This window comes from Pseudarthrobacter sp. CC4, assembly GCF_048957775.1.
Lineage (GTDB): Bacteria > Actinomycetota > Actinomycetes > Actinomycetales > Micrococcaceae > Arthrobacter.
The window spans coordinates 19,351-41,693 of sequence record NZ_JARCCZ010000004.1 but is presented as its reverse complement, the minus strand read 5'-3'; the positions used below and the strand labels follow the sequence as shown (position 1 = coordinate 41,693).

Below are 22,343 nucleotides of genomic sequence, written 5' to 3'. Positions count from 1 at the left end.
CCGGCGGGCCTTCGTCATGGACTGGCATCGGCCGGGATACGTAGGATTTGCCCATGAGGATCGCCGTCGCAGGAGGAACCGGTACCGTCGGACGCCACGTGGTAGCCGTAGCGAAGGAGCGCGGCCACCACGTTGTCAGCCTGAGCCGTGCCGAGGGTGTGGACCTGGTGAACGGGCGCGGCCTGGCCCAGGCCCTCGCCGGCCTGGATACCGTGATAGATGTCTCCGGGATCCAGACCATCTCCACCAAGCAGGCCGTGGACTTCTACACCAACGCCACCCAGAACCTGCTGGCCGCGGAACAGGAAGCGGGCGTGCGGCACCACGTGGCACTCTCCATCGTGGGGATCGACGGCGCCACGTCCGGCCTGTACGCGGGAAAGCTGGTGCAGGAGGACGAGGTCCGCCACGGCGGCGTCCCGTGGACCCTGCTGCGCTCCACCCAGTTCCACGAGTTCGTCCCGCTGACGGTGAAGATCGGGACGGTGGGCCCGCTGGTGGCCGTTCCAAAAATGGTCACCCAGCCCGTCGCTGCCCGCGAGGTGGCCGAGGCCCTGATGGACGCGGCGGAAGCGGGACCGCAGGGACGGATCAATGACCTCGGCGGGCCGCGGACCGAAGAGCTCGCAGACCTGGTCCGCACCTATCTCGCGAAGACCGGTGAACGCAAGAAGGTCCTTGAGGCAGTGCTGCCAGGCCGCATGGGCAAAGCCATGCGCAGCGGCGCGCTGATCCCGGCGCCGGGCGCCGCCGTCGGACGCCAAACGTTCCAGCAGTGGCTGGAAGCAAGCAAGTAGTCCCCGCGCCGGGCAGGAAAAGTAGAGTACCTGCTACTCGTGCCCTTTCCGCGCCGCTCCATTAAGTTCAGGGAAAGCCCGCGCATCGGCAAGGCGCGGGCCGTACGTGGACGGGGGCAAAAGCGTGGCAGCACATCCGGCGACTGACGGCAGGCGCCAGGACCGGCCCGGGTTCCTGCTGGACCTGATCACCGGGACCGAAACAGAACTGGACTCCCTGCAGCGGCTGACCGAGGCCGCTGCGAAGGCGGTCATCGGCCCGGACGGGCCAGGGCCGGACTGCGCCGCGGTCCTGGCGCGCGGAGGCTCTGCCCCGCTCACTGCCGGCAGCAGCCTCACGGCATCCGAACTGGCGGCATCGGAGGACCGGTACGGGGACGGGCCCCTGATGCAGGCACTGAGCACTGCCGGTGCGGTGACGGTCGACGGCGACACGTCAGTGCGGTGGCGGACGTACCAGCGGCGGCTGGCAGCTGCCGGGTATGGCGGCGCGGTGGCCATTCCGCTGGGGTTGAACGGCGGCACGTCCTGCGCCCTGGTGTTCCTGGCGCGCACCGGCCCCGGGTTCGAGGGCCTGCTCGCCGAGGCCAAATGGTTTGCCGGGGTGGCGACGCACAGCATGCGGCTGGCCCTTGAGGTGCGCAGCGTCCGGTCCGCCGGGGACAACCTCAAGGCTGTGCTGGAAAGCCGCACCTCCATCGACGTGGCGTGCGGGGTGATCATGGCGCAGAACCGCTGTACGTACCCCGAAGCCTTCATCAAGCTGGCCAGCGCGTCCCGCCAGCGGAACCTCAAGGTCCGCAGTGTGGCCGAGAACATCCTCAAAGCGCTGCCCAGCGGCGCTCCGGCGGCCAGGTTCGAATCCTGAGGCAGGGCCCCCGGCGAGACGGAGCGGCCGGGCCGGCCGGGCAAGGGGAAAGCCCCTCCTAGGAGGGGCTTTCAACGTAGTGGTCAATTGTCTTCGAGTTACGGTCAGTGGTGATGCGCTACCCCCTCCCAGACGCCCCCCGGCGCCCATCTGGACTATGACAAGACCTGACTTTAATAACCTGCGCCCGGGAAGTAAACACCAAATTTAAAGTCCGCGCGCTCCCGCTGCGGATTTCCGCACGTTTCGGAACTTTTACTTGCGCGAAACAGGCCCGACCGTATTATTCATGCATGTGGACTAAACAGCACCAGGCCCTTTGCGTCACGTGCGGCAGGAGCACCAAGCACGTGACGCACTATAAGAAGGACGACGTCGGCGGCTCGCTGGTTGCCGAGGTCCAGTGTGCTGAGCACCACGAAGCGGCGGTCTGCAGCGAGCAGTACCAGGCCGTGCGGCTGACGCAGGCGGCTGAGCCCGCGGCCTGACCTCCCAGGTGCCGCTGCCAGGTCCCGGCTTGGCGCGAACCGCTCTCTGCTGCGGCCGCAAACGTAATAACCCTCCGCCGGGTTAGGGGCAGGCGAAATTAGTAAGTAGACTGATTAGCATGGCCGGTAAATCAGCACATGCGTATGGGCTGGATGCACCCTATGCCTTGCCCGGGCGGACATCATGAGCGACGAGTCAGAGCGGCGGCTTGAGCTTGCAGCCATGGTTGTTGCCGGGCTGGACCCGGCGGACATCTGGCCGACCTACTTTGGCGGGCCGCGCTTTTCCGATTTTGAGCTGCATGCCTACCTTCACGGCGCACTGGCCTTGCCCGAATTTGAACGCGGTTACAGTGCCGGCACGGAGCCCATGCCTGCGCAGCCGCAGGGCGAGGGACGCCAGCACCGGAGGGGACGTGCCGGCGAGGATGCGCTGGCCGGCCTGGGAGCCGCGGGCAGGTTCCTCCTGACGCCTGAACGGGCGGAGGAGGAACGGCTGCAGTCGCTTCGGGAGACCGACCTGCTCCACACAGGCACAGTGGACATCTTTGACCAGGTGGTGGAAACCGCCAGGGACTATTTTGGCGTCGGTGCTGCATCACTGTCCCTGATCGCCGAAAATTCCCAGTTCCTCAAGTCCGTGGTCGGCCCCCTTCGCCAGGAGACGCCCCGGGAGATCGCGCTCTGCACGCATACGGTGCGGCTGAACACGATGCTCATCATCAACGACACCCTCACCGATGACCGGTTCGCCACCAATCCGCTAGTCGTCGGGGAACCCTTCATCCGCTTCTACGCCGGTTACCCCCTGCACGGGCCACGCGGCTGGAACATCGGAACGCTGTGCGTCATTGACCACCGCCCCCGGGCGTTCAGCGCCTCGGACCAGCAGGTGCTCCGCACCTTGGCCACCATCGTCCAGAACAACATCAACGCCCGCACTGACGCCGCCCGCTAGGATTCCCGGCGAGCGGACACCAATTCGGGCCCGCGGCCAGGTGCGGGTGCAGACGTTCGCGCCGCTTCCGGAGATGACGCCGCTTCGGGAGTGGAACGGACGACGGCGGGCTCCAGCCTTCTGTTTGCCCAGCGGCGGACGGGCGTCTCCACCAGGCGGTGGGACGCATAGGCCAGCAGGATGGTCAACGCCGCGGCCAGCGGCACGCGGAGCCACAGCGAGGGAACGAGCGGCATCAGCAACAGGTAGACGGGCAGGTGCCAGAGGTAGAAGGCGTAGGACAGATCTCGGCCCGGCCCGGCAAGCCAGGGGTGGCTGAGGACTCGGGCGGCGAAGCCGGCGGGCTGCAGGACCAGTGATCCGATCAGGGCGGCCGCCAGCAGGGAAAGCACGGCGGGCCCAACGGTCCAGAAGGCGCTGAACCAGGGGCCGGGGGTGTCCGGCTCCTTCAGCAGGAACACGGCGGCCAGGAGGATGAGCCCGGCGGCCGGTCCGGCCCGGCGCGCCGCCGTCCGGAGGGCTGCGTGGAACCGGGAACCGGGGGTGACTGCCGTGAACACGAGCGCCAGGGTGCATCCGATCAGCAGCTCGTCGGCCCGGGTGTCCGGCCCGTTGTAGAGGCGGTTCAGCGGCGCCCCGAGCAGCACCAGGACGAACCGTTCCAGCAGGAACGCCGCGGCCAGGCCGGCGGTGATCCAGGTGACCGTGCGGACCTTCCAGAACCGCAGCAGCACCAGCAGCAGGAGCGGCCACACCAGGTAGAACTGCTCCTCGACGGCCAGGGTCCAGGTGGGGCCAAGGGTTTCCCCCGCCACGGAGTCGCCGAACATCCCGAAGCGGGCCAGGTTCATCACGTACGCGGCGGCCGGGAGGACAAACCCTTCCTGGCCGGCCCACTTCGACGCCGGGAAGGCCAGGCCCACGGCGACGATCACCCCGCACAGCGCCAGCAGCGCCGGCCACAGCCTGGCCAGCCGCTTGGCGTAGAAGATGCCCAGCCGCAGCCGGCCGGTGGCCAGGTGCTCCTTCATGATCAGGAGGGTGATCACAAAGCCGCTGAGCGTGAAGAAGACGTCCACGCCAATGGAGCCGCCCGGCACCAGGGCGGTTGCCGCGTGGAAGAAAAACACCCCCGCCACGGCAACAGTCCGGAGCCCGTCCAGGGCATGCTTCCGCCCGGCGATGAGGCTTGTTCCTGGTACTGCGTTACGTTCGGGGGCTGACAAATTTCCGCTGCTTGACCTAAAAACCACTCACCCAGCATATATAACGTTTCCATAACTGCGCTGGGTGCAGGCTGGACGCAGGCTGCACGCAGCCACGCAGAAGGCGTACGACGGCGGTGCGCGCCGCCGTCGTACGCCTTCAGTTTTTGGACCGCTGTCAGTCGGTTACCGGTTGACGTAGACCCCGCCACAGGCTGCCTTCTCGGCGTCGCTTCCGAGGACGTAGAGCGTGTTGTTTTCTCCGGGAACGCCCTGGTGCACCAGCACGTGGAGGGGGTGGGTCCGGCCGTCCGTTTGTGGCAGGTCGGCGGCGTGGACGTTGTGCTCGAAGACGGCAGCGGGAAGGTCCACCGCTTCCTCCCCCGCACCCTCAGCCATCACCACGCAGCCTCCGCTGCCAACGACTTTGACGTGGGTGTGGTCAGCTGCTGCCGGCCCGGCGGCAGCAAGCAGCAGCAGTGCTGATGCAGCCGCAGCGGCTCCGGCCGCGCCCAGTGCTTTCGTGGATTTCATGACAGACCCTCTCAATGTCAACGGGAACTTCATCGTTACCAGAACGGCGCCGGCAGTCAATAGCCGGCCCGGCAGTAACGGTGCAGTAACGCGGAGAATGGTCCACTGTTCCCGTGTTCCCTCGCATGTGAGGACGGTCTTATGGGGCAGCCGTGGAATTCCTTCCGAGTGTCAGGCCTGGTGCTGGACGTGCCGGACCAGCTTGCACCCTCACATGAGCACGGCATCGAGGGCGGCGCTGCCGTCCTGGAGGGTGGCGGCATGCGCCTGACCGTCGACGCAAGCCCGTTCGCCGACCCGCTCACCCGCTATGCAAACAAACCTGGCTACGAGCGTTGGCGGGAAGCCCTGGGCAACCACATCGCGGACTTCGTGCTGTTTGAGGAAGAGGGCATCCGCACCGTCGCCGTGAATATTCCAGGGCGCGCCACCGCCGTCGTCCATCTGCCTGCGGACGCCGAGCGGGACGTCGCGCTGCAGATCCTGCGAAGCATCAGAACCGATCAAGGAGAGCCAAATGACTGACGAACTGTACCCTGCGGCACCGTACCTTGCCGCAGTCGAAAACACCGCCCCGGGTGGGCGAACGCCGGGCTTCAGCAAGGTGCAAACGTATCTCGAGCGCTTCGGCTACCTGGGGGAATCCACCCCCAGGGAAATCGGCGTCCTGGACGATCCCACCGAAGGGGCGCTCCGGAATTTCCAGGAGTTTTTCCACCTGCCGGTCACCGGCGTCTTCGACGATGCCACGCGCGAAGCAATGATGCGGCCGCGCTGCGGGCTTCCGGACATGCGGGCCGGCGAAATCGCCTTCGCCACCGCGTGCGCATGGGCGGACCGGACCCTGACCTACGCCTTCGACACCGGGACCGACGACGTCGCGGGCACCGCCGAATTCGACGCCATCCGGCGCGCCATCCAGACCTGGCAGACCGTGGGCGGACTGACCTTCACCGAGGTGGCCCTCGGCTCCAGTCCGGACATCCGCATCGGATGGCGCCCGGCGGCGGACCCGGACCATTCGATGGTGGGCGGCGTCCTGGCCCACGCCGACTTCCCTCCCGGCTGCAGCGTGGTCACCAACACGCTGCCCAAGCCGGTCCACTTTGATGACAGCGAACACGTGTGGAGCGTTGGCGCCGCGGCCAACGCCTTCGATATCGAAACAGTGGCGCTGCACGAGTTTGGCCATATCGTGGGGCTGGCCCACTCCAGCGTCGCGAACGCCGTGATGGCCCCCACCGTGGCGTCCAACTTCACCAAACGGGCCCTCACCCAGGACGACCTCGACGGATTCCGGGCTCTGTATCCGGCCGCGCCGCAGGCATGGTCCGGGTGGGATTCCCTGGGCGGGATCATCACAACGGACGCCTCCGTGGCCAACAACAAGGACGGCCGGCTGGAAGCCTTTGCCCGGGGCACCGATGGCGCCGTGTGGCACAGATGGCAGAACACCCCCAACGGCAGCTGGTCCGGCTGGAACTCCTTGGGCGGCGTCATCACCACCGGCATCGCGGCGGCAAGCAACCTGGACGGCCGGCTGGAAATCTTCGCCCGGGGCACGGACAACGCCCTGTGGCACAAATGGCAGACCGCGCCCAACAGCGGCTGGTCCGGCTGGAATTCCCTGGGCGGGGTGATCACCGGGCCGCCGGCCACAGGCCGCAACGCCGATGGCCGCCTGGAGGTCTTCGCCCGCGGAACCGACGGCGCCGTGTGGCACCGCTGGCAGACGGCGCCGAACGGCAACTGGTCCGGCTGGCATTCCCTGGGCGGCGTGATCACGTCGGAAATCGGGGTGGGCAAGAACAAGGACGGCCGCCTGGAGGTGTTCGCCCGGGGCACGGACAACGCCCTGTGGCACTTGTGGCAGACAGCCCCCAACGGCAACTGGTCCGGCTGGAACTCCCTGGGCGGCGTCCTCACCTCCAACATCACGGTGGGCAGCAACGCCGACGGCCGCCTGGAAGCCTTCGTCCGGGGCACGGACAACGCCCTCTGGCACATGTGGCAGACGGCCCCCAACGGCAACTGGTCCGGCTGGCAGTCCCTGGGCGGCCTGCTCACCTCCGAGATTGCCGCAGGCAAGAATGCGAGCGGCCGGCTGGAGGTGTTTGTCCGCGGCACGGACAACGCCCTCTGGCACATGTGGCAGACAGCCCCCAACAGCGGCTGGTCCGGCTGGCACTCCCTGGGCGGCGTCCTCACCTCCAACATCACGGTGGGCAGCAACGCCGACGGCCGGCTTGAGGTCTTCGTCCGCGGCACGGACAACGCACTGTGGCACAAATGGCAAAACATGCCGTTCCTGACCGAGGAGTCCACGGGTTCGTCCGGTGCCGCGGCCATGACCGAGGCGACGGGCGCGGACATGCCCTCCGCCGGCGTCGTCCCCCAAACCGTCGAGATGCCAACCGGCACCATGGACGGAAGCGTGACGACGAACGGCCAGGAGCGGCGCCCGGCCCCGGCCGCCGAGGAATCCGGTTCGGACAGGATGCCGGCCGGGGAAATGCACGCCACCGCGTGAGCCGCCGCGTGGAAAGGGACTGAAACGTACGACGGCGGCCCGCGGCCGCCGTCGTACGTTCACTTTTGGGCCAGCGTCAGTGGTGTGAAGCCGCGGCGCTCCGCATTCCGGTGTAGGCCGCCACGACCCCCACGAGGAAAATGAGGACGGCGAGGTAGATCAGGCCGAGGTGCCCCAGCGTGGCCAGGCCCCACGGGTAATGTGCGGGGAGGGCCACTGCGAGTCCAACGACAGGGACGATGACTGCGGTGGCGAAGGCCCACCGTTCTCCGCGGCGCACCCCGAACCAGGACAGGCCTGCGACTGCCAGGCCGGTTGCCGCGATGAAGCCGCTGACCGCGATGTGCAGATGGCTGATGTAGTGGTACAGCTGCGGGCTGAACGCCTCGATCTCTGCCTTCCCCTTGTCCACTTGCTCGGGTCCGATGCCCAGTTCAAGGAAGGCGTCCGTGAAGTTCATTATCAAAAAGATCACGGCGTACCCCACGAAGGCCAGCCCGGCCAGCGTCATGAGGCCCGCTCCTGTCCGAAGGCGGGACTCCTGCTGGTGTGGCGTTTGGATGGTGGACACGGCCACCGCCCCCTCTCTTATTCAAGTAGATACTTGAATAAGAAACCCGCGGAGGTACGCTTGTCAAGAGATATCTTGAATAGGAGGCACACATGGGCGACCAGCAGGACAAGGACGCGCTCTACGACGTCCTCGTGGAAGCTGCCAAGGCGATAGGGAACGGCCGGAGGGCCCAGCTCGTCGATGTCCTCGCCCAGGGCGAGCGGCCGGTTGAAGAGCTCGCCGCAGAGATCCACCAGAGCATGGCCAACACATCCCAGCACCTGCAGCGCCTGCTGCGGGCGGGCCTCGCCTCCTCACGGCGCTCGGGGACGCGGATCTACTACTCGCTCGCCAGCCCGGCCGTGGAACGGCTATGGCGGGCACTTCGGGAGACAGCCGAAACCCACGCCGGGGAACTGGGCGAACTGGTCCGCGCCTACGTCGGCGACCGCGCCGACCTGAGCACAATCACGCGCGACGATCTGCTGCTGCGGCTGCGGCAGGGCGACGTGGTAGTGCTGGACGTGCGGCCACAGCCGGAATACGACGCCGGACATATCCCCGGTGCGATCTCCGTGCCCCTCTCGGACGTCAAGTCTCGGTTGCGGGAGGTTCCCCGAGGGGGCGAAGTGGTCGCCTACTGCCGCGGACCGTACTGCCTGTTTGCGGACGAGGCCGTACGGATTCTCACGGACGAAGGACGCACGGCCGCACGGCTTGAGGAGGGCTTCCCTGAGTGGAAGGCGGCAGGGCTCCCCGTAGAGCAGTCGGTCACCTGACGCCGGCCTCAGCAGGACGATGGGCCCGAATTTGAGGAAGTCTTGGGAAGTTCTTGACGCTATCTGCCGCTTCCCTTGAGGATGGCAGTCCACAGTAGTCAGTGAAAGGCAGCGGCGCACGAAGGTGCGGCTGGAACTGGGTCCAGGAGTACCGCAGCCTTGAGTCGGGCAACCGATGAGTCTCAGCGCTTGGCGGTGCCAGGGGGGCACCGCCAAGCGCGAGCCCCCGGGCATGGGCCGTCACAGCAGGCAAATGGACCGCACGTTATGCGCGCCTTCTCCGGCATCCGGAATTGAGGACGCATGCCGTGCGCTCAGCCCATTCCCGCGGGCCCCGCCCAGGCGCCGGGAGCGCCGGTCCCGCCTCCGCCACGGTCGTCATCCTTTCCGCAGCAAAGGCATCGTTTGTACAAGCCGCCGTCCTCGGTGTGTTCGACGTGCCACTCGTGGCGGAGGTTCAATCTGCACATCAGGGCCTGCAACATGGCTTCTCCTCACTGAGAAATCCTGCCGTCCCCCCCCATCTCAAGTATGTTCCCCAGACCCATGCCTGGAGTAGGTCTAGTGGATTGAGGGGTTGGCACCACGGCGGCGGCCCGGGGAATGCGCGCAAGGAACGGGGGTTTTGGATCTGGCCGCCCCCAGCAGCGGCCAGTCCGGTCAGGGGGTCAGCGCAGGACGCCGCATACCGCCGGATCGGTGGCTTCGGCAGGCAAGGCACCGTTCAGCTCGCTTGCGCCTTCGGGGTCGCTGAAGTTGTAGGTTCCGTTGCCGTCGTAGTCCAGCCCGTGGATCACCAGGACGCCTTCGCCTTCCCGGATGGAATCCGCGATCTGCTTGGCCGTGCCGAGTCCGCCGGCACCGGGGTAGCCCGTTCCGGCGACATCGGTGAATTCGATATTGTCCCGGCTGTAGCTGAAGGTCCCGTCGCGGGAGACGGGGAAGCGGGCCACATCGAGGAAGCTGGCCGGGGTGGTGTCCCCCGTGGTGTTCAGCGATACCACCACGGGGCCGTAGGCCGGTATCCCTTCAACAGTGTTGATGCGCCCGTCCCGGTTCGAGTCCTGGGCAAGGGTGGGGCACTCGTTCAGTGCGTCATTGCCGTAATGGATGTGCTGGGCGTGGGGCGCGTCCGGTGTCAGGCCCTCAGCGTGGACCTCGATGTGTTCGATCTTCTGGTTCTTCACCACGGCCGTTGCGGTACCCGATGCGCCGGAGCCGTTCAGTTCGCTGAGCACAGCCGTGAGCGTGACGGACTTGTCCGGTGACTTTCCGTTATTGGCCAGAACGGGGCCTGCACCCAGGGATACCACTGTGATTACAGCTGCTGCCGCGCCGCCAATAGCCAGCTTGGAATTTCTGTTCATTTTCTGCTCCCTACCAGGGGCCACCGAGGAGGTTCGGTGGCCTTCCTGTGATTCGCACCACCATGGCTCAGGGATGGGTGGTCCCCGCAGGTTACGGACGTTCCTCCCGCCCCGCCGGGCGGGTGGAGGGGTTGCGGTTTGAGCCCGCCCTGGACCACTGTTTCCATTCCTCCGTGGCCACAGTGGGCCTGCCCAGCAGGTACCCCTGGCCTGCGCTCATGCCCAGCTTCTGCACGGCGGCCAGTTCAGCCTCGGTTTCAATCCCTTCGGCAACGAGGGAAGCACCAATCTCCCGGGCGAAGCCGACCATGGCGGCGCCCAAAGCCTGCAGGCCCGCGTCGGCGTTGATGCCGGTGATGACCTTCCGGTCGAGCTTGATCAGGTCTGGCCTGAGTTCAACGATGTGGCGCATGGAAGCGAACCCTGCACCGGCGTCATCCACAGCAATCCTCAAACCCGCGCTCCGCAGTGGAGCCAGCACTTCTCCAAGCTGGCCGTAGTCGGCCACTTCATGGTGCTCCGTCAGTTCCAGCACAATGCGTCCCAGTGGAATGCCGCAGCCCAGCAGGACACTGGCCACCCGATTATCAAGGCACGCCCCGGGGGAAAGATTGACGCCCACGTAGAGGTCTTCCGGCAGGGACTCAGCGGCAATCAGCGCCGATTGAAGCGTAATGATTTCCAGGTCCACACCCAGCCCCACAGAGGCGGCCTCAGCAAACCAGGCCTCCGGGGACATCCCGGGATCGTCAGCGCTCAGGAACCTCGTCAGCGCCTCCGCCCCGATCACAGCGCCGGAGTCCGAAGCGCGGATGGGCTGGAAGGCCGTCAACAAAGTACGGGAGGAGAGCATCGCTTCCACCCCTGCGCGGACTTCTTCGGCCGCAGCGCCATGGGCCGGGGTGCCTGCAGGGCTCGCGTTGTTCCCTCAAAGCCCCACGCGCGCCCCTGCCCGTCAAAGATCGGCCTGCCGGAAACCTCAACAAGGACCCGGCGGCCGTCCCGGTGCCGGCAGGTGGTCACGAGACCGGACCATGAGGCGTCAGAACGCTCCAGGCTTGCCCTGTCCTGCAGTGCCCGGGCCAGGTCATCGGGTTCCATAACCTGGCTGAAGTGCTGGCCGAGCAGTTCGGAGGGGTCATACCCCAGAAGCTCCCGGGACATTGGGCCGCAGAAAGTGAACCTGCCGTCCGGGCCAGTACTCCACAACCATTCCCTGCTGGTGGCCAGCACAGCTTCCAGGAGATGGGACGTTGTGGACGCGGCAATGGATTTCCGGCCCCGGATGCGCGGCAGGCCCCACAGCAAGTAACCGGCTGCCATTACAGCCACAACGGCGAGCACAACCGCTCCCCAAGGTTCGTCCAGCAGGACCGCCGGAACGGTGAGTGCGAGGATCAGGCCGGCCAGGAAGCAGGAGTACAACATCCACGGCCGCAACGGGGAGGGCCGAAACTGTGCCTGCCCGCCGGGGACCGGGGAGCCGGAAGAATCATTCTTCGCCGGGCGGGGACTGCCGGCCGGCGGGGGCTTCCGCATCAGGGCACCTCAGGGTTTCCCCGTGCCGGCCTCAGGATTGGCCGGTCCCGCTTTGGCACCGTAGACGTACCGGAATGACTGAAAGGTCGAAAAGCGGACACTGCTGACTGGAGCCATGGTTCCCCCCGGAGACCAATTACCAAACATGTTTAGTAACTCAATATAGCCTGACGGCATGCCTGTGCCCGTAACGCTGTAGTAACGCCATGGAAGGTAGGGCCGGGCGGACCGCTCGACACACAAGCCAGAAGCCAGGAGCCACGGCACCTGGCAATACGCCAGGGAGAAGAACCGTGAAGAACACATCCGCTAGGGAAATCCGGATCACGCAGTCTGAGCCAGGGGCAAGCCCACGCGCCCGCACCCGAAGGGGCAGTGCGGGGCGCATGGGTCTGCTGGCCGCCGTCATCGCCGGACTGCTGGCCGGCTCCGTCGCTGCGCCGGCAGCCGCCCAGGACGCGGCGCCCCTGGACTACGTCGCCCTGGGGGATTCCTACACCTCCGGCATCGGCGCTTCCCCGTCTGTCACCGTCTCTCCCCTCTACCCCGCCGAGCTGCAGCCGTGCTACCAGTCATCGCCTGGCTACGCCGATGTGCTGGACACCCAGGACCACGTGCAGCTCACGGCCAACGCAGCCTGCGCGGGCTGGACCGCCGCCATGGTGCCCCTGCAGGTCCAGGTGGCATCCGCCGCCGGCGTCCTGAACGCGGAAACGGACCTGGTGACCATCACCGCCGGAGGGAACGACGTCGGGTTCGGGAACCTGCTCGGGGCCTGCATGCTGCGCCCCCTGGAGGTTTGCGCGGCGGAGGTGAAGGCCGCGGAAGCCGTTGCCCAGACCGTTGTCCTCCCGGCCCTGACCACTGCCTACGCAGCCATCCGCGCCCAGGCACCGAATGCCAGAATCGTGGCACTGGGCTATCCGCACCTGTTCTCCCCGGAAGTCGGGGCCAACGGCTACATCACCAACGAAGCGGCGAAGGTCTTCAACAAAGGCACGGACACCCTGAACAAGGCCATCAAGGACGCGGCCAAGAAGTCCCCCGGAACCGTCTACGTCAGTGTCACCGACGAGTTCGAGGGACACGGCGTCGGCCTGCCCGGCTCCTGGTTCTTTTTCGATCCGGCCGACCCCTTCAGCGGCATGAGCTTCCACCCGAATGCCACCGGCTACGCCCTGGGCTACGCTGACGCCATCATCCGCGAAGCGAAAATCCCCGCCCTCAGCAACTGACGCGCAGGCAAAGCGTACGACGGCGGCACGCGCCGCCGTCGTACTTCCTGCCTTCAGCGCGGGGCACCCGCCCGGCTTACCGCGTCAGGCCCGCCCAGGACTCCAGGAACTTCCCGGCGATGTAGGCGTGGCCGGCGGTGTTGGGGTGGGCGCCATCGGCGTCGAAGCCCGGACTGTTGGCGCCCGTGAACCAGTTGCCCTCGACGGCGTCGATAAAGGGCGCGTTCGCTGCCGCGGCACCGGCGCGGACGGCTTTGTTCACGCCGCGCAGTCCCTCCGCCAGGGGCTGCGGAGCCGACGGCCCGAGCACCACCACCTGGACACCCGGCCAGAACCTCCGGGCCGCCTCGATGGTCTGGGCAGTGGCGGCTTCCACTTCAGCTGGATTGGCGACGGCGGAGTCGTTCTGTCCGCCCTGCAGCACCAGGACGTTGGGCACGAAGGCGGCATTGCCGGCGATCTTCCGCAGCCGGACTTCGTACTCTTCACCCCCGTCGTCCTGCGCCCCGCCGCCCCAGGCGAACCCGGTTCCGCCCGCGCCGTCCACTGTGGCGGGGTAGCCGAGCTCCGCGGCAACCAGGTACGCCCACCCCTGGTCCGGCTGGTCCGCCCCCACCCCGGCCGTGTACGAATCGCCGAGAATCAGCAGGACGGGCTCGGCGGGCAGCTCAATTCCCGGCGTTCCGCCCGTTGCAGGCGCGGCGGTACCGCTGGGTGTCGGCGCCACGGAAGCTGTAACTGTCGGCGCGGCGGCCGAAGGTGTTGCGGCCGAAGGTGTTGCGGCCGCCGGGCCTGCTTCGTCCGGGTTCGGGGGTCCCATCAGGGCAATGGCAGCCACCCCGAACGCCAGCACGGCCAGCACAAAAAGTCCGCCGTACTTGAGCCAGTCCCGCCCGGACCCGAAGGCACCGCCGGCCGGCCGGCGCGGCCCGCTAGCCATCGAACCGCGCACTGGTGCTGCTCTCCGGCACCACAACGTGCACGGCATTGCGCTCGATGGTGAAGTCGGCGGGCGTGGCCGTGGCGATCTCGCCGTCGAGGTTCACCGGCATGGGCGGCTCGGTGACCAGCCGGACCCGCCGGGTGGTCAGGTGGTGCACGCCGTGGCGCTCCACAAAGCTGCCGTCCTTCAGCAGCCGTGCGATGCGCATGTGCTCGCGGAGCGGCGCCCCGGGGATGGCGTAGATATCCAGGAGGTGGTCATCAATCCCGGCCGTCGGCGAGACCGTGTTGCCGCCGCCGTAGTGCCGGCCGTTGCCCACCGCCACCTGCAGCATGTCCTCGAGCTCCAGCGTGTCATGGTCCCCCTCCGGGAACTCGAGCCGGGCCCGGAACGGCCGGTGGCGGGCGTAGGCGCGCACGGCTGCCACGGCGTAGGCGGCCGGACCGAGGTACCGCTTCAGGCGGGGGCTGAGGGTCTCGGTGACCCCGACCGACAGGCCAACGGACGCGACGTTCAGGAAGGGCTGGCCGTTCGCCCGCCCCAGGTCGATGTCCACCACCTTGCCGCCGGCGAGCGCGGCGCAGGCGCCGGCAAGATCGCCCGGGATCTCCAGCGTGCGGGCAAGGTCGTTGGCGGTGCCCAGCGGCAGGACGCCGAGCACGATTCCGGTCCCGGCGAGCCGGCCGGCGGCACAGGACACCGTTCCGTCACCGCCGCCAACCACCACCAGGTCATGCCCGTCGGCAACCACCCGGTCCAGGATTCCGGGCAGCTCCGCGCCGGACAGCACGTGGTGCACGGAGGAAACGGGCAGGCCGGCCCTCTGCAGGTTGTCCACCGCCAGCTCGGGCGCCGCCGCTCCCAGGCGCGCCCCGGCGTTTATCACCACGGCAGCGGAGTTCGCCTCTCGGGCAACCTTCATGAGGAACATCCTAGGCGGGGCGGGATGGGAAAACGCCGGGCTGCCAGGCGGAAGGTCCGCCCTGCGAAACACAAGGCGAACGACGGCGGCACGCGGCCGCCGTCGTACGTTCTACTTTGGCTAGTGCTCGCGGCGGGTCTCCTGCAGCCGCTTGATGAACCAGCGCGACTGTTCCGGCCCGTAGGGCAGGACCGGGATGGCCTTGGTGGCGTCGTCCGGGGTGTCGCGGATGGACTGGCGCGCCTGGCGGACCGCGGTGGTCAGCGTGTGGGCCATGGTCTTGACGAACTGGTCGCTGCACGGCTTCCCGTGCCCGGGGATCAGGAACTCGTAGCGGTGGCGGAGCGCCGAGATGTGGCGGAGCACGTCCGCCCACTCCTCCGGGTACGAGTCCTCGAAGGATGGGTGCGCGCCCTGCTCCACCAGGTCCCCCACATACAGCGTGGTGGGGGTTCCCACCAGCAGGTCGCCGTCCGTGTGGCCGCGGCCCAGGTAGAACAGGGTGGCGGTCAGGCCGCCGAGGTCAACCAGCACCGGCCGGTCCTTGACGATGGCGTTGGGGACCACGAGCTCCACGTTTTCGCCCTCCCCGGTGGACATCTCCGGTTCGAGCGTCCCCACGAAGCGGCGCTGGAGGTCTCCGCGCTCTTCGATTTCGGTGGCGCAGTTCTGGTGCGCCCAGAACTCGGTGGCGCCGGCCTCCGCAAACACCGCGTTGCCGAAGAAATGGTCGTAATGCGCGTGGGTGTTGACCACGACGAGCGGCAGCTGGGTCTTGTCCCGCACCGCGTCCAGGATTTCCTGGCCCTGCCGGGGGCCGCAGCCGGTATCGATCACCATGGCCCGCTCGGATCCCACCACCAGTCCGGTGTTCAGCAGCGATCCTTCGGTGACCAGCACATAGTTGTTCGCGCCGACTTCGAGCCATTCCGACATTGTTTCTCCGTACCTCCGGCAAAGCAGTGTGCGTTCCTCTAGGCGTTGATTGTACCTACCGGCCCTTGAAGTTCCCGGGACCCGCACGCATGCCGGTGGCCGGGCCTGCCGGAAAACCCGGGCGGGCCGTGCCTAGTTCCTGGCCCAGATGGCCACCCAGTCGACGTACACGTGGCCGCTGGCGTCGGGTGCCGGGCAGCCTGTCAGGCAGGACTCGGTCTGCAGGATATATCGCATCGGCGTGTTCGGGACCATTGACGTGGCAACGCCGATGGACTTGCCGTCAAGGAAGAATTCGATGCGCCCGGGGCTCCACTCGGTGGTTGCCACATGCCAGTCCGTAAACGGAACGTTGGGACGGAAGACGTCGAAGGTGTGCCCGTCCGGGCCGATGCCGTGCAAGGCAGCATAGATGACTTTGGACAGGTCCCCTTCCGGGAAATCGACCTCCCCGTCCTGCGGCCACTGCTTACTGACGGGCCAGAGCAGCCAGGCCACCTTGAAACCCGGCACGGCATCTGCCTTGAAACGCACCGAGTAGCGCCCGTAGAGCTGGCTGTTGTACGGCGGCTGGCTGGCGCCGTCGAATTTCGGGGAGGGTGCCGCACCCATGGAGACGCCGTTTTCCGAGTGCAGGTACATATCCAGGAGGCCGTCATGGACGCTCAATACCTTGGATGGAAAATAGCCGGACGTTCTGGCGGCCTTTTCTTGCGTCTTGGCATGGGTGTCTGGCGTGCCGTCCTTGTAGGTCTCGGTCCATCTCGAACCGTAGATGCCGGGAAAACCGCCCAGGGGCACGTCCCCGTCCGTGAAATCCTCAACAAAGACCTGCCTCCAGCCGGGCAGGTCGCCCACCGGCACGGCCTCAAGGGAGGGCGAGGACTCGGTATTGGCAGCCGGCCCGGACCCGCCGTCCTGGGCGGGCTCCGGGGATGCGGTTTCCGCCGTGGGTTCCGGGGAGCCGGCCTCGGCAATTGGCTGCGGCGGCCCAGGATCAGAAGTAGTTGGCTCCGGGGAAGCAGCACCCGTAGCGGGCTGCGCCGAGCCAGTCGCCTGGGTCACCGGCTCTGCGTCTTTCCCTTCTGGAGGCTGGGGTCCAGGGGTATTCGCGGCAACGCTGAGCGAGCCGATTGTGAGCGCCAGGGAAACTATCATCAGGACGGCGCCGCCGGTCCGCGCGGGCTGCCTGATCGACTCCGCCGGTGACGTTCCGTCCTCAGGGACAGGACGCCGCGGCGTCCGTGGCGCACCCATCCAGGCGAAAAGGCCGTTGCGGGGCCTGTTTGCCATGTGTCCTCCCAGCGTGGTCCGCAGGGGACTGCGGGCAAGAACGCAGCGCCCCGGTCTGATCCCCTTCCGTCCAGCCTAGGTGCGACGCCGCAGCCGGTCACGAGTACCGAGTACTCATATTTGGGATTCAACTCCCGCCCGGGTACCTGTTTAGGTAGCTGCCAGCGGAATGCCGTTGGCCCCGGAGCCTGCCTTGCCCCGGCTCCAGTAGCCGCGGAACTCTGACGTTCGGGGATCAAGCCCGGCGCCAACAAGGCAGCGGCGAAGGGCCCCGACGGTTCCCGTTTCGGCGCCCACCCAGGCGTAGGTGCCCGGGCCGACGCCGTTACGGGCGACGGCGTCCCCGACGGCCTGCTCCAGGCGCCGGCCCCGGGGGACGGCGCCGCTGTCGCGGTCCAGCCATGTGACCCCCACGCCGCTGCGGGTAGTGATCGGGAGGACGCCGCGGGCATCAGGGACTTCCAGGTAGGCGTTTCCGGAGAGGTGTTCGGGAAGGGCCTCAAGGATGGAGCTGATGGCCGGGACGGCGGTTTCGTCGCCGGCGAGCAGGACGTGCCGGGCACTGCCCGGTTTCCAGTTGATGCCGGCCTCCGGCAGGGGCGTGGCGGCGGTGACCGCGGCGGCGTCGGGTCCAACGAAACATGCCGGCTGCCCGGGTACGGCGTTCAGCGCCCAGGCCGAACCGGGCCCTGCGTGGGCGGCGGGGCCGTCATGGAGCACAACGTCGATGTCGATGTGCGGCCCGGCGGGGCTCTGGCGGAGGGCACGGACGGTGTAGCTGCGGATGAAGCCCCGGCCTGGCTGCTCCTGCCGGAGCCAGGCCTGGTACCAGCCCGGCTGGAGGGTGCCATCAGGGGCACCGGGGGGTGTGAGGGGGTGACCCGGGGCGGGCAGGATCAGCTTGACGCGGAGGTCCAGGGTGGGGCCGGGCACTCCGAAGTCCCGCAGTGCCGGGCCGGCCAGGGTGATGCGGCGGAAGTGCGGGCCCAGGTCCCGCACTTCCGCCACTACTGCCTCGAAGACCCTGACAGGGTGCCGGGAAACCGGTGGTGAAGCAGCCGTCCGCAGCATTAGGGCAGCTGCGGGTCCACGCCGTAGTGCTTGGCCAGATCGGTGATCACCGCGTGGGCACCCTGGATGCTGACCGAGGCCAGGAACGTGGCGTCGTCCACATTGATGACCTCGCCCTGGAGCCGCTGCCACAGCGGGTTGGACGTGAAGGCCTCCCGCTGGGCGCGGGCCTTGTCCCCTTCGGCTCCGGCCGGGGTGAAGGCACTGACCATGACCAGGCCGGCGTCACCCTGCAGGATCTGCTCCGCGGACAGCGGCACGAAGATTTCCTTCTCGCTGTCCGGCTGGTCCTTGGGACGCGGAATGTTCATGTCGGCCATGATCTCGCCGATGAAGGATTTGGAGGAGTACAGGCGGGCGGTGTCGCCGCCGGTGAACCGGACCAGGGAGTAGGTGGCGTCCGGTTTCTTGGCCAGGATCTCAGCGCCGACCTTGGCGGCACGGTCCTCATAGGCCTTGACCAGTTCCTCGGCCTTGGCCTTCTTGCCCAGGGCCTCGCCGAGGAAGACGACGTTTTCCTTCCAGGTGGGGCCGGTGCTCACGGAGAAGATGGTGGGCGCGATCTTGGACAGCTGCGTGTACAGGGCCTCGTGGCGGACCTTCGCGGAAACGATCAGGTCCGGCTGCAGTTCGAGGATTTTTTCCAGGTTGGGTTCGGCCAGGGTCCCCACGTTCACGGAGTCCTTGGTGGCCTCGGCGACGTCGCCGAGGTAAGGGGCGAAAGGCGCTTTGGGGTCCTGCCGGTACTGCACGTAGCCCACCAGGTCAGCCTCGAGCAGGAGGGCTGCGTCGATGTAGCTGGGGTCCAGCGCAACGACGCGCTTGGGGGCGGATTCGATGGTGGTGGAACCCATGGTGTGGTCCATGGTCAGCGGGAAGCCGGCCGCTTCCGCAGCGGTGGAGGTGATGCTGCTGGTGCTGGCTGCCGGGGAGGCGCAGCCGGCGGTGGCCAGGAGCACCAGACCTGCGGCGGCAGCGGTGAGCTGCCGGGTGATGCGAATGTTCACGGGGATGCCTTCGAAAGATTACGGGGGATGCGGGGCGTTAGGTAAGGCTTACCTGTGCCTGCCGTAGACTGTAGCAGGACTTCGGGGATTAGCTCACAAACCCGTGACGTAATAGAAAGCCGCATGTGAAAACGCTTAATGCTGGACCGGCGCCGGGGCCGCCCGTGGCCCGGGAGGCGCATCCCTCCGCCGGCCCCGCAGGCGTCCCCGGCAGGAAGCCGCCCCGAAACCGCACGGCGTGGCTTATGGCTTCGGCCCTCGCCTTGTTCGCGGCCTGTGTACTCAGCCTGTGCATCGGCGGCCAGCCCTCATCCCTGCAGGAGGTCTGGCACGCGGTCTTCACCCCTACCGGGGACGTGATGGACGTGACCGTCCGTGAACTGCGCTGGCCCCGGACCGTACTGGGCGTCTGCGCCGGGATCTGCCTGGGCCTCGCCGGGACCCTGGTGCAGGGGCACACCCGCAATCCGGTGGCGGACCCCGGCCTGCTCGGCATCAACCAGGGCGCGGCCTTGGCCATTGTTGCCGCGACGGCGGTTGCAGGCGAGCTCCCCGCCCTTACCCAGGCGGGACTGGCCTTCGCCGGAGCGCTGGCGGCGAGTGTCCTGGTGTTCATGATCGGTTCGGCGGCCCGCTATGGCGCCACCCCGGTCACCCTGGTCCTGGCCGGCGCCGCCGTCACCGCCCTGTGTTCCGGGCTGGTGGCGGGAATCGTGCTGCTCAACGACCAGGCGCTGGACACCCTGCGGTTCTGGCAGGTGGGATCCCTGGCGGGGCGCTCAGGCGCCCTTGACCTGGTCTGGCCGTTCATCGTCGCCGGGGTGGCGCTGGCCCTGGCGAACATCCGCGCCCTGAACGCCCTCGCCCTGGGATCAGACACCGCAGTTTCCCTGGGCATCTCCGTGCTGCGCGCCCGGGCGGTGGGGATCGGCGCCGTCACCCTGCTGGCCGGGACCGCCGTCACGCTGGCCGGCCCCATCGCCTTCGCTGGACTGCTGGTCCCCCACCTCACCCGCGCCATCACGGGCCCGGACTACCGGTGGCTCGTTCCGTTGTCCCTGTTCACCGGGGCAACCCTGGTGCTCCTTGCGGACACGGCGGGCCGGCTCATCGCCCGCCCCGGGGAACTGTCCGTCGCCGTGGTCCTGGCCGTGGCGGGCGCCCCGTTCTTCGTCTACCTGGCACGGCGCCGGAGGCTGGCTACGCTATGACCGTCCTGCAGGAAACACAGCCCCACAAGCCCGGCCCGGGTGCCACCGGCATCAGGGCGCTGCGCGCCGGGCCGGTATCCGTCCGCGTCAACGTCCGCGCCATGGTTGTTGCGGGGCTGCTCGTCCTCGGCACCGTGGCGGCCATGGCGCTGCACGTCGCCTTCGGCGGCACTCCCCTGGCATACCCGGATGTCCTGCGGGCCCTGCTCGGCGATGACTCCAATGCCCGCATCCACCTTGCCGTGACGGAGTTCCGCGCACCCCGCATGGTTGCCGCCGTCGTCGTCGGTGCCTGCCTTGCGGCGGCAGGCGCCATCACCCAAACGGTGGCACGCAACCCGCTGGCCAGCCCGGACCTGCTGGGCGTGACGGCGGGGGCATCCCTGGGCGCCGTCAGCGTGCTGGTGATCGCCGGCGGCGGGCATGCCGGCCTCAGCGGCGTGGCGGCAACGGTGGGCATGCCGGCGGCGGCCTTCGGTGCGGGCATCCTCAGCGGCATCGCCGTGTACGTGCTCTCGTACCGGCGGGGCCTGGACAGCTACCGGCTGGTGCTGGCCGGGCTGGGAATCTCCGGCCTGGCGGCAAGCCTCACCACCTGGATCCTCACGCTGGGCGACGTGACCAGTGCCGCCCAGGCCCTCACCTGGATGATGGGTTCCCTGAACGGGAAGGAGTGGGAGACCGTGCAGCCCTTGGCGCTTAGCGCGGCCGTGCTGCTCGTGGCGGCCATGGCCTGCGGCAGGTGGCTGCTGCTGACCAGCCTGGGTGAGGACACCGCCGTCGGGCTCGGCGCCCGCATCGGCACCGTCCGGCTGGTTGTCCTCACCATCGCCGTCCTGCTCGCCTCGGTGGCCACGGTGGCAGCCGGGCCGGTGGCATTCGTCGCGCTGGCCAGCCCACGGATTGCCCGCGCCCTGGCCGCCACGGTGGTTCCGCCCGTTGGCGTGTCCGCCCTGGTGGGCGCCATTTTCGTGCTCGCGGCTGACACGGTGTCCGCGAACGTCCTTGCCGCTCCCCTGCCCGTGGGCGTGGCCACGGCCGTGGTGGGCGCGCCTTTCCTGATCCACCTGATCCTCAAGTACCAGCGGAGGCTGAGTTGAACACGTCCACAGAGCAGCAGGAGGGCCTCCGCGCCAGCGGCCTCAGCCTCGGCTACGAGGGGGCCAACATCATCAGCAACCTCTCGCTTGAGATCCCCAACGCGCAGGTCACCTCGATCATCGGCCCGAACGGCTGCGGCAAGTCCACGCTGCTGCGGGGGCTGGGCAGGCTCCTGGCGCCGCGGGGCGGCGAGGTGTTCCTCGACGGCGCCCCGCTGAGGCAGCATTCCACCCGCCATATTGCCACCCGGATCAGCCTGCTGCCGCAGACGCCCACGGCGCCGTCGGGGCTCACGGTGGCGGACCTCGTGTCCCGGGGCAGGCACCCCCGGCAGAAGTGGTACCAGCAGTTTTCGGCGTCCGATGAGTCAGTGGTGGAGGCGGCCCTGGCTGCCACCGACATCCTGGAGCTGGCCGATACACCGCTGGACGACCTCTCCGGCGGGCAGCGGCAGCGCGCCTGGATCTCGATGACCCTGGCGCAGGAAACGGGGATCCTGCTCCTGGATGAACCCACCACCTACCTGGACCTGGCGCACCAGGTGGACGTGCTGGAACTCGTCCGCAGGCTGAACCGCGACCACCGGCGCACAGTGGTGATGGTCCTGCACGACATCTCGCTCGCGGCCCGGTACTCGGACCACATCATTGCCATGAAGGACGGCGCCGTCATGGCGCAGGGAACCCCCGCAGAGGTCATCACGCCGGCCCGCCTGCTGGAGGTGTTCGGCCTGGACGCGCATGTGGTGCCCGAACCCACGGAAGGCCGCCCGCACGTCATCCCCCTCGGGACCGCAGGGGCCGCTGCGGTGTCGGTGCAGTCTTGAGGAATTCTTGACGCAATGCCCGCCTGTTCTTGAGCCGCCGGGTCCAAAGTGTTGAAAAACAGACCGGGGCCGATGGCGGAGGCGGCGGATCAGCGTCGATTCGCAAAGAAGCCGTCGGCCCCTGCGCCTCCCGAGCCCTGCTGCCCCGTGCGATCACCACCGCTGGCCCTCCAGGCGGCG

23 protein-coding genes are annotated in these 22,343 nt (G+C 67.9%); 11 read left to right on the top strand and 12 right to left on the bottom strand.

Translation table 11 applies throughout. The features are described 5' to 3' along the window. The first annotated feature begins 53 nt into the window (after nucleotides 1–53). The 4 genes from PV768_RS04580 to PV768_RS04565 all read left to right on the top strand — a co-directional run bounded on the left by PV768_RS04580 (nucleotide 54) and on the right by PV768_RS04565 (nucleotide 3,111). Entirely contained in the window at nucleotides 54–797 is a 744-nt protein-coding gene (locus tag PV768_RS04580; protein ID WP_421092388.1) for an SDR family oxidoreductase, read from the top strand. A gap of 124 nt (nucleotides 798–921) precedes the next feature. Beyond that, a complete protein-coding gene (locus tag PV768_RS04575; protein ID WP_421092387.1) occupies nucleotides 922–1,665 on the top strand; it encodes an ANTAR domain-containing protein in 744 nt (247 codons plus the stop codon). A 293-nt stretch (nucleotides 1,666–1,958) separates the two neighbouring features. After that, the gene (locus tag PV768_RS04570; protein WP_157241472.1) at nucleotides 1,959–2,153 is read left to right on the top strand and encodes a hypothetical protein; all 195 of its coding nucleotides are present in this window, start codon (nucleotides 1,959–1,961) and stop codon (nucleotides 2,151–2,153) included. A gap of 184 nt (nucleotides 2,154–2,337) precedes the next feature. After that, nucleotides 2,338–3,111 (top strand): GAF domain-containing protein, encoded by a 774-nt coding sequence (locus PV768_RS04565; RefSeq protein ID WP_157241471.1) that lies wholly within the window; start codon nucleotides 2,338–2,340, stop codon nucleotides 3,109–3,111. Here the strand turns inward: PV768_RS04565 and PV768_RS04560 are convergent. Then, nucleotides 3,108–4,337: an acyltransferase family protein gene (locus PV768_RS04560; protein ID WP_421092386.1), complete on the bottom strand. Its 1,230-nt coding sequence runs from the start codon at nucleotides 4,335–4,337 to the stop codon at nucleotides 3,108–3,110. The genes PV768_RS04565 and PV768_RS04560 overlap by 4 nt on opposite strands. Nucleotides 4,338–4,502: 165 nt before the next feature. After that, nucleotides 4,503–4,850: a hypothetical protein gene (locus tag PV768_RS04555; RefSeq protein ID WP_157241469.1), complete on the bottom strand. Its 348-nt coding sequence runs from the start codon at nucleotides 4,848–4,850 to the stop codon at nucleotides 4,503–4,505. A gap of 141 nt (nucleotides 4,851–4,991) precedes the next feature. Between PV768_RS04555 and PV768_RS04550 the strand changes: the two genes are divergently transcribed. Then, nucleotides 4,992–5,375, top strand: coding sequence for a hypothetical protein (locus tag PV768_RS04550; protein WP_323056887.1), 384 nt, complete (start codon nucleotides 4,992–4,994; stop codon nucleotides 5,373–5,375). Further along, the gene (locus PV768_RS04545) at nucleotides 5,368–7,380 is read left to right on the top strand and encodes a matrixin family metalloprotease (protein WP_421092385.1); all 2,013 of its coding nucleotides are present in this window, start codon (nucleotides 5,368–5,370) and stop codon (nucleotides 7,378–7,380) included. Before PV768_RS04550 ends, PV768_RS04545 begins: the two co-directional genes overlap by 8 nt. 76 nt (nucleotides 7,381–7,456) lie before the next feature. On the opposite strand, the gene PV768_RS04540 is transcribed toward PV768_RS04545, so the two are convergent. Further along, a complete protein-coding gene (locus PV768_RS04540; RefSeq protein ID WP_421092384.1) occupies nucleotides 7,457–7,951 on the bottom strand; it encodes a hypothetical protein in 495 nt (164 codons plus the stop codon). A gap of 92 nt (nucleotides 7,952–8,043) precedes the next feature. On the opposite strand from PV768_RS04540, the gene PV768_RS04535 reads away from it, so the two are divergent. After that, nucleotides 8,044–8,712, top strand: a complete 669-nt coding sequence (locus PV768_RS04535; protein WP_421092383.1) for an ArsR/SmtB family transcription factor — start codon at nucleotides 8,044–8,046, stop codon at nucleotides 8,710–8,712. A gap of 668 nt (nucleotides 8,713–9,380) precedes the next feature. Here PV768_RS04535 and PV768_RS04530 read toward each other — a convergent pair. From PV768_RS04530 to PV768_RS04520, 3 genes are all read right to left on the bottom strand, one after another. Next, nucleotides 9,381–10,079 (bottom strand): hypothetical protein, encoded by a 699-nt coding sequence (locus PV768_RS04530; RefSeq protein WP_421092382.1) that lies wholly within the window; start codon nucleotides 10,077–10,079, stop codon nucleotides 9,381–9,383. A 91-nt stretch (nucleotides 10,080–10,170) separates the two neighbouring features. Next, entirely contained in the window at nucleotides 10,171–10,932 is a 762-nt protein-coding gene (locus PV768_RS04525; protein ID WP_421092470.1) for an EAL domain-containing protein, read from the bottom strand. Continuing rightward, complete coding sequence (locus tag PV768_RS04520) at nucleotides 10,908–11,507, bottom strand: PAS domain-containing protein (protein WP_421092381.1); 600 nt, start codon at nucleotides 11,505–11,507, stop codon at nucleotides 10,908–10,910. Before PV768_RS04520 ends, PV768_RS04525 begins: the two co-directional genes overlap by 25 nt. Nucleotides 11,508–12,004: 497 nt before the next feature. On the opposite strand from PV768_RS04520, the gene PV768_RS04515 reads away from it, so the two are divergent. Next, nucleotides 12,005–12,853: an SGNH/GDSL hydrolase family protein gene (locus tag PV768_RS04515; RefSeq protein WP_421092380.1), complete on the top strand. Its 849-nt coding sequence runs from the start codon at nucleotides 12,005–12,007 to the stop codon at nucleotides 12,851–12,853. A 76-nt stretch (nucleotides 12,854–12,929) separates the two neighbouring features. On the opposite strand, the gene PV768_RS04510 is transcribed toward PV768_RS04515, so the two are convergent. The 6 genes from PV768_RS04510 to PV768_RS04485 form a co-directional block, all read right to left on the bottom strand. Next, nucleotides 12,930–13,793 carry an SGNH/GDSL hydrolase family protein gene (locus tag PV768_RS04510; RefSeq protein WP_421092379.1) on the bottom strand — a complete coding sequence of 288 codons (864 nt, stop codon included), beginning with the start codon at nucleotides 13,791–13,793 and terminating at the stop codon, nucleotides 12,930–12,932. After that, nucleotides 13,786–14,718 (bottom strand): lipid kinase, encoded by a 933-nt coding sequence (locus PV768_RS04505; RefSeq protein WP_421092378.1) that lies wholly within the window; start codon nucleotides 14,716–14,718, stop codon nucleotides 13,786–13,788. Before PV768_RS04505 ends, PV768_RS04510 begins: the two co-directional genes overlap by 8 nt. A gap of 120 nt (nucleotides 14,719–14,838) precedes the next feature. Beyond that, on the bottom strand, nucleotides 14,839–15,654 hold the full coding sequence (locus PV768_RS04500; protein ID WP_321214211.1) for an MBL fold metallo-hydrolase: 816 nt from the start codon (nucleotides 15,652–15,654) through the stop codon (nucleotides 14,839–14,841). A 132-nt stretch (nucleotides 15,655–15,786) separates the two neighbouring features. Continuing rightward, nucleotides 15,787–16,947 (bottom strand): family 16 glycosylhydrolase, encoded by a 1,161-nt coding sequence (locus PV768_RS04495; RefSeq protein ID WP_421092377.1) that lies wholly within the window; start codon nucleotides 16,945–16,947, stop codon nucleotides 15,787–15,789. A gap of 150 nt (nucleotides 16,948–17,097) precedes the next feature. Continuing rightward, a complete protein-coding gene (locus tag PV768_RS04490; RefSeq protein ID WP_421092376.1) occupies nucleotides 17,098–18,018 on the bottom strand; it encodes a siderophore-interacting protein in 921 nt (306 codons plus the stop codon). Further along, complete coding sequence (locus PV768_RS04485; RefSeq protein WP_421092375.1) at nucleotides 18,018–19,025, bottom strand: ABC transporter substrate-binding protein; 1,008 nt, start codon at nucleotides 19,023–19,025, stop codon at nucleotides 18,018–18,020. The genes PV768_RS04490 and PV768_RS04485 overlap by 1 nt, the downstream gene beginning before the upstream one ends. Before the next feature lie 125 nt (nucleotides 19,026–19,150). On the opposite strand from PV768_RS04485, the gene PV768_RS04480 reads away from it, so the two are divergent. Genes PV768_RS04480 through PV768_RS04470 form a run of 3 tightly spaced genes read left to right on the top strand, consistent with a single transcriptional unit; the run spans nucleotide 19,151 to nucleotide 22,163 of the window. Beyond that, the gene (locus PV768_RS04480) at nucleotides 19,151–20,236 is read left to right on the top strand and encodes a FecCD family ABC transporter permease (RefSeq protein ID WP_421092374.1); all 1,086 of its coding nucleotides are present in this window, start codon (nucleotides 19,151–19,153) and stop codon (nucleotides 20,234–20,236) included. Continuing rightward, on the top strand, nucleotides 20,233–21,336 hold the full coding sequence (locus tag PV768_RS04475) for a FecCD family ABC transporter permease (protein ID WP_421092373.1): 1,104 nt from the start codon (nucleotides 20,233–20,235) through the stop codon (nucleotides 21,334–21,336). The genes PV768_RS04480 and PV768_RS04475 overlap by 4 nt, the downstream gene beginning before the upstream one ends. After that, nucleotides 21,333–22,163, top strand: a complete 831-nt coding sequence (locus PV768_RS04470; RefSeq protein ID WP_421092372.1) for an ABC transporter ATP-binding protein — start codon at nucleotides 21,333–21,335, stop codon at nucleotides 22,161–22,163. The genes PV768_RS04475 and PV768_RS04470 overlap by 4 nt, the downstream gene beginning before the upstream one ends. Nucleotides 22,164–22,343: the final 180 nt, after the last annotated feature.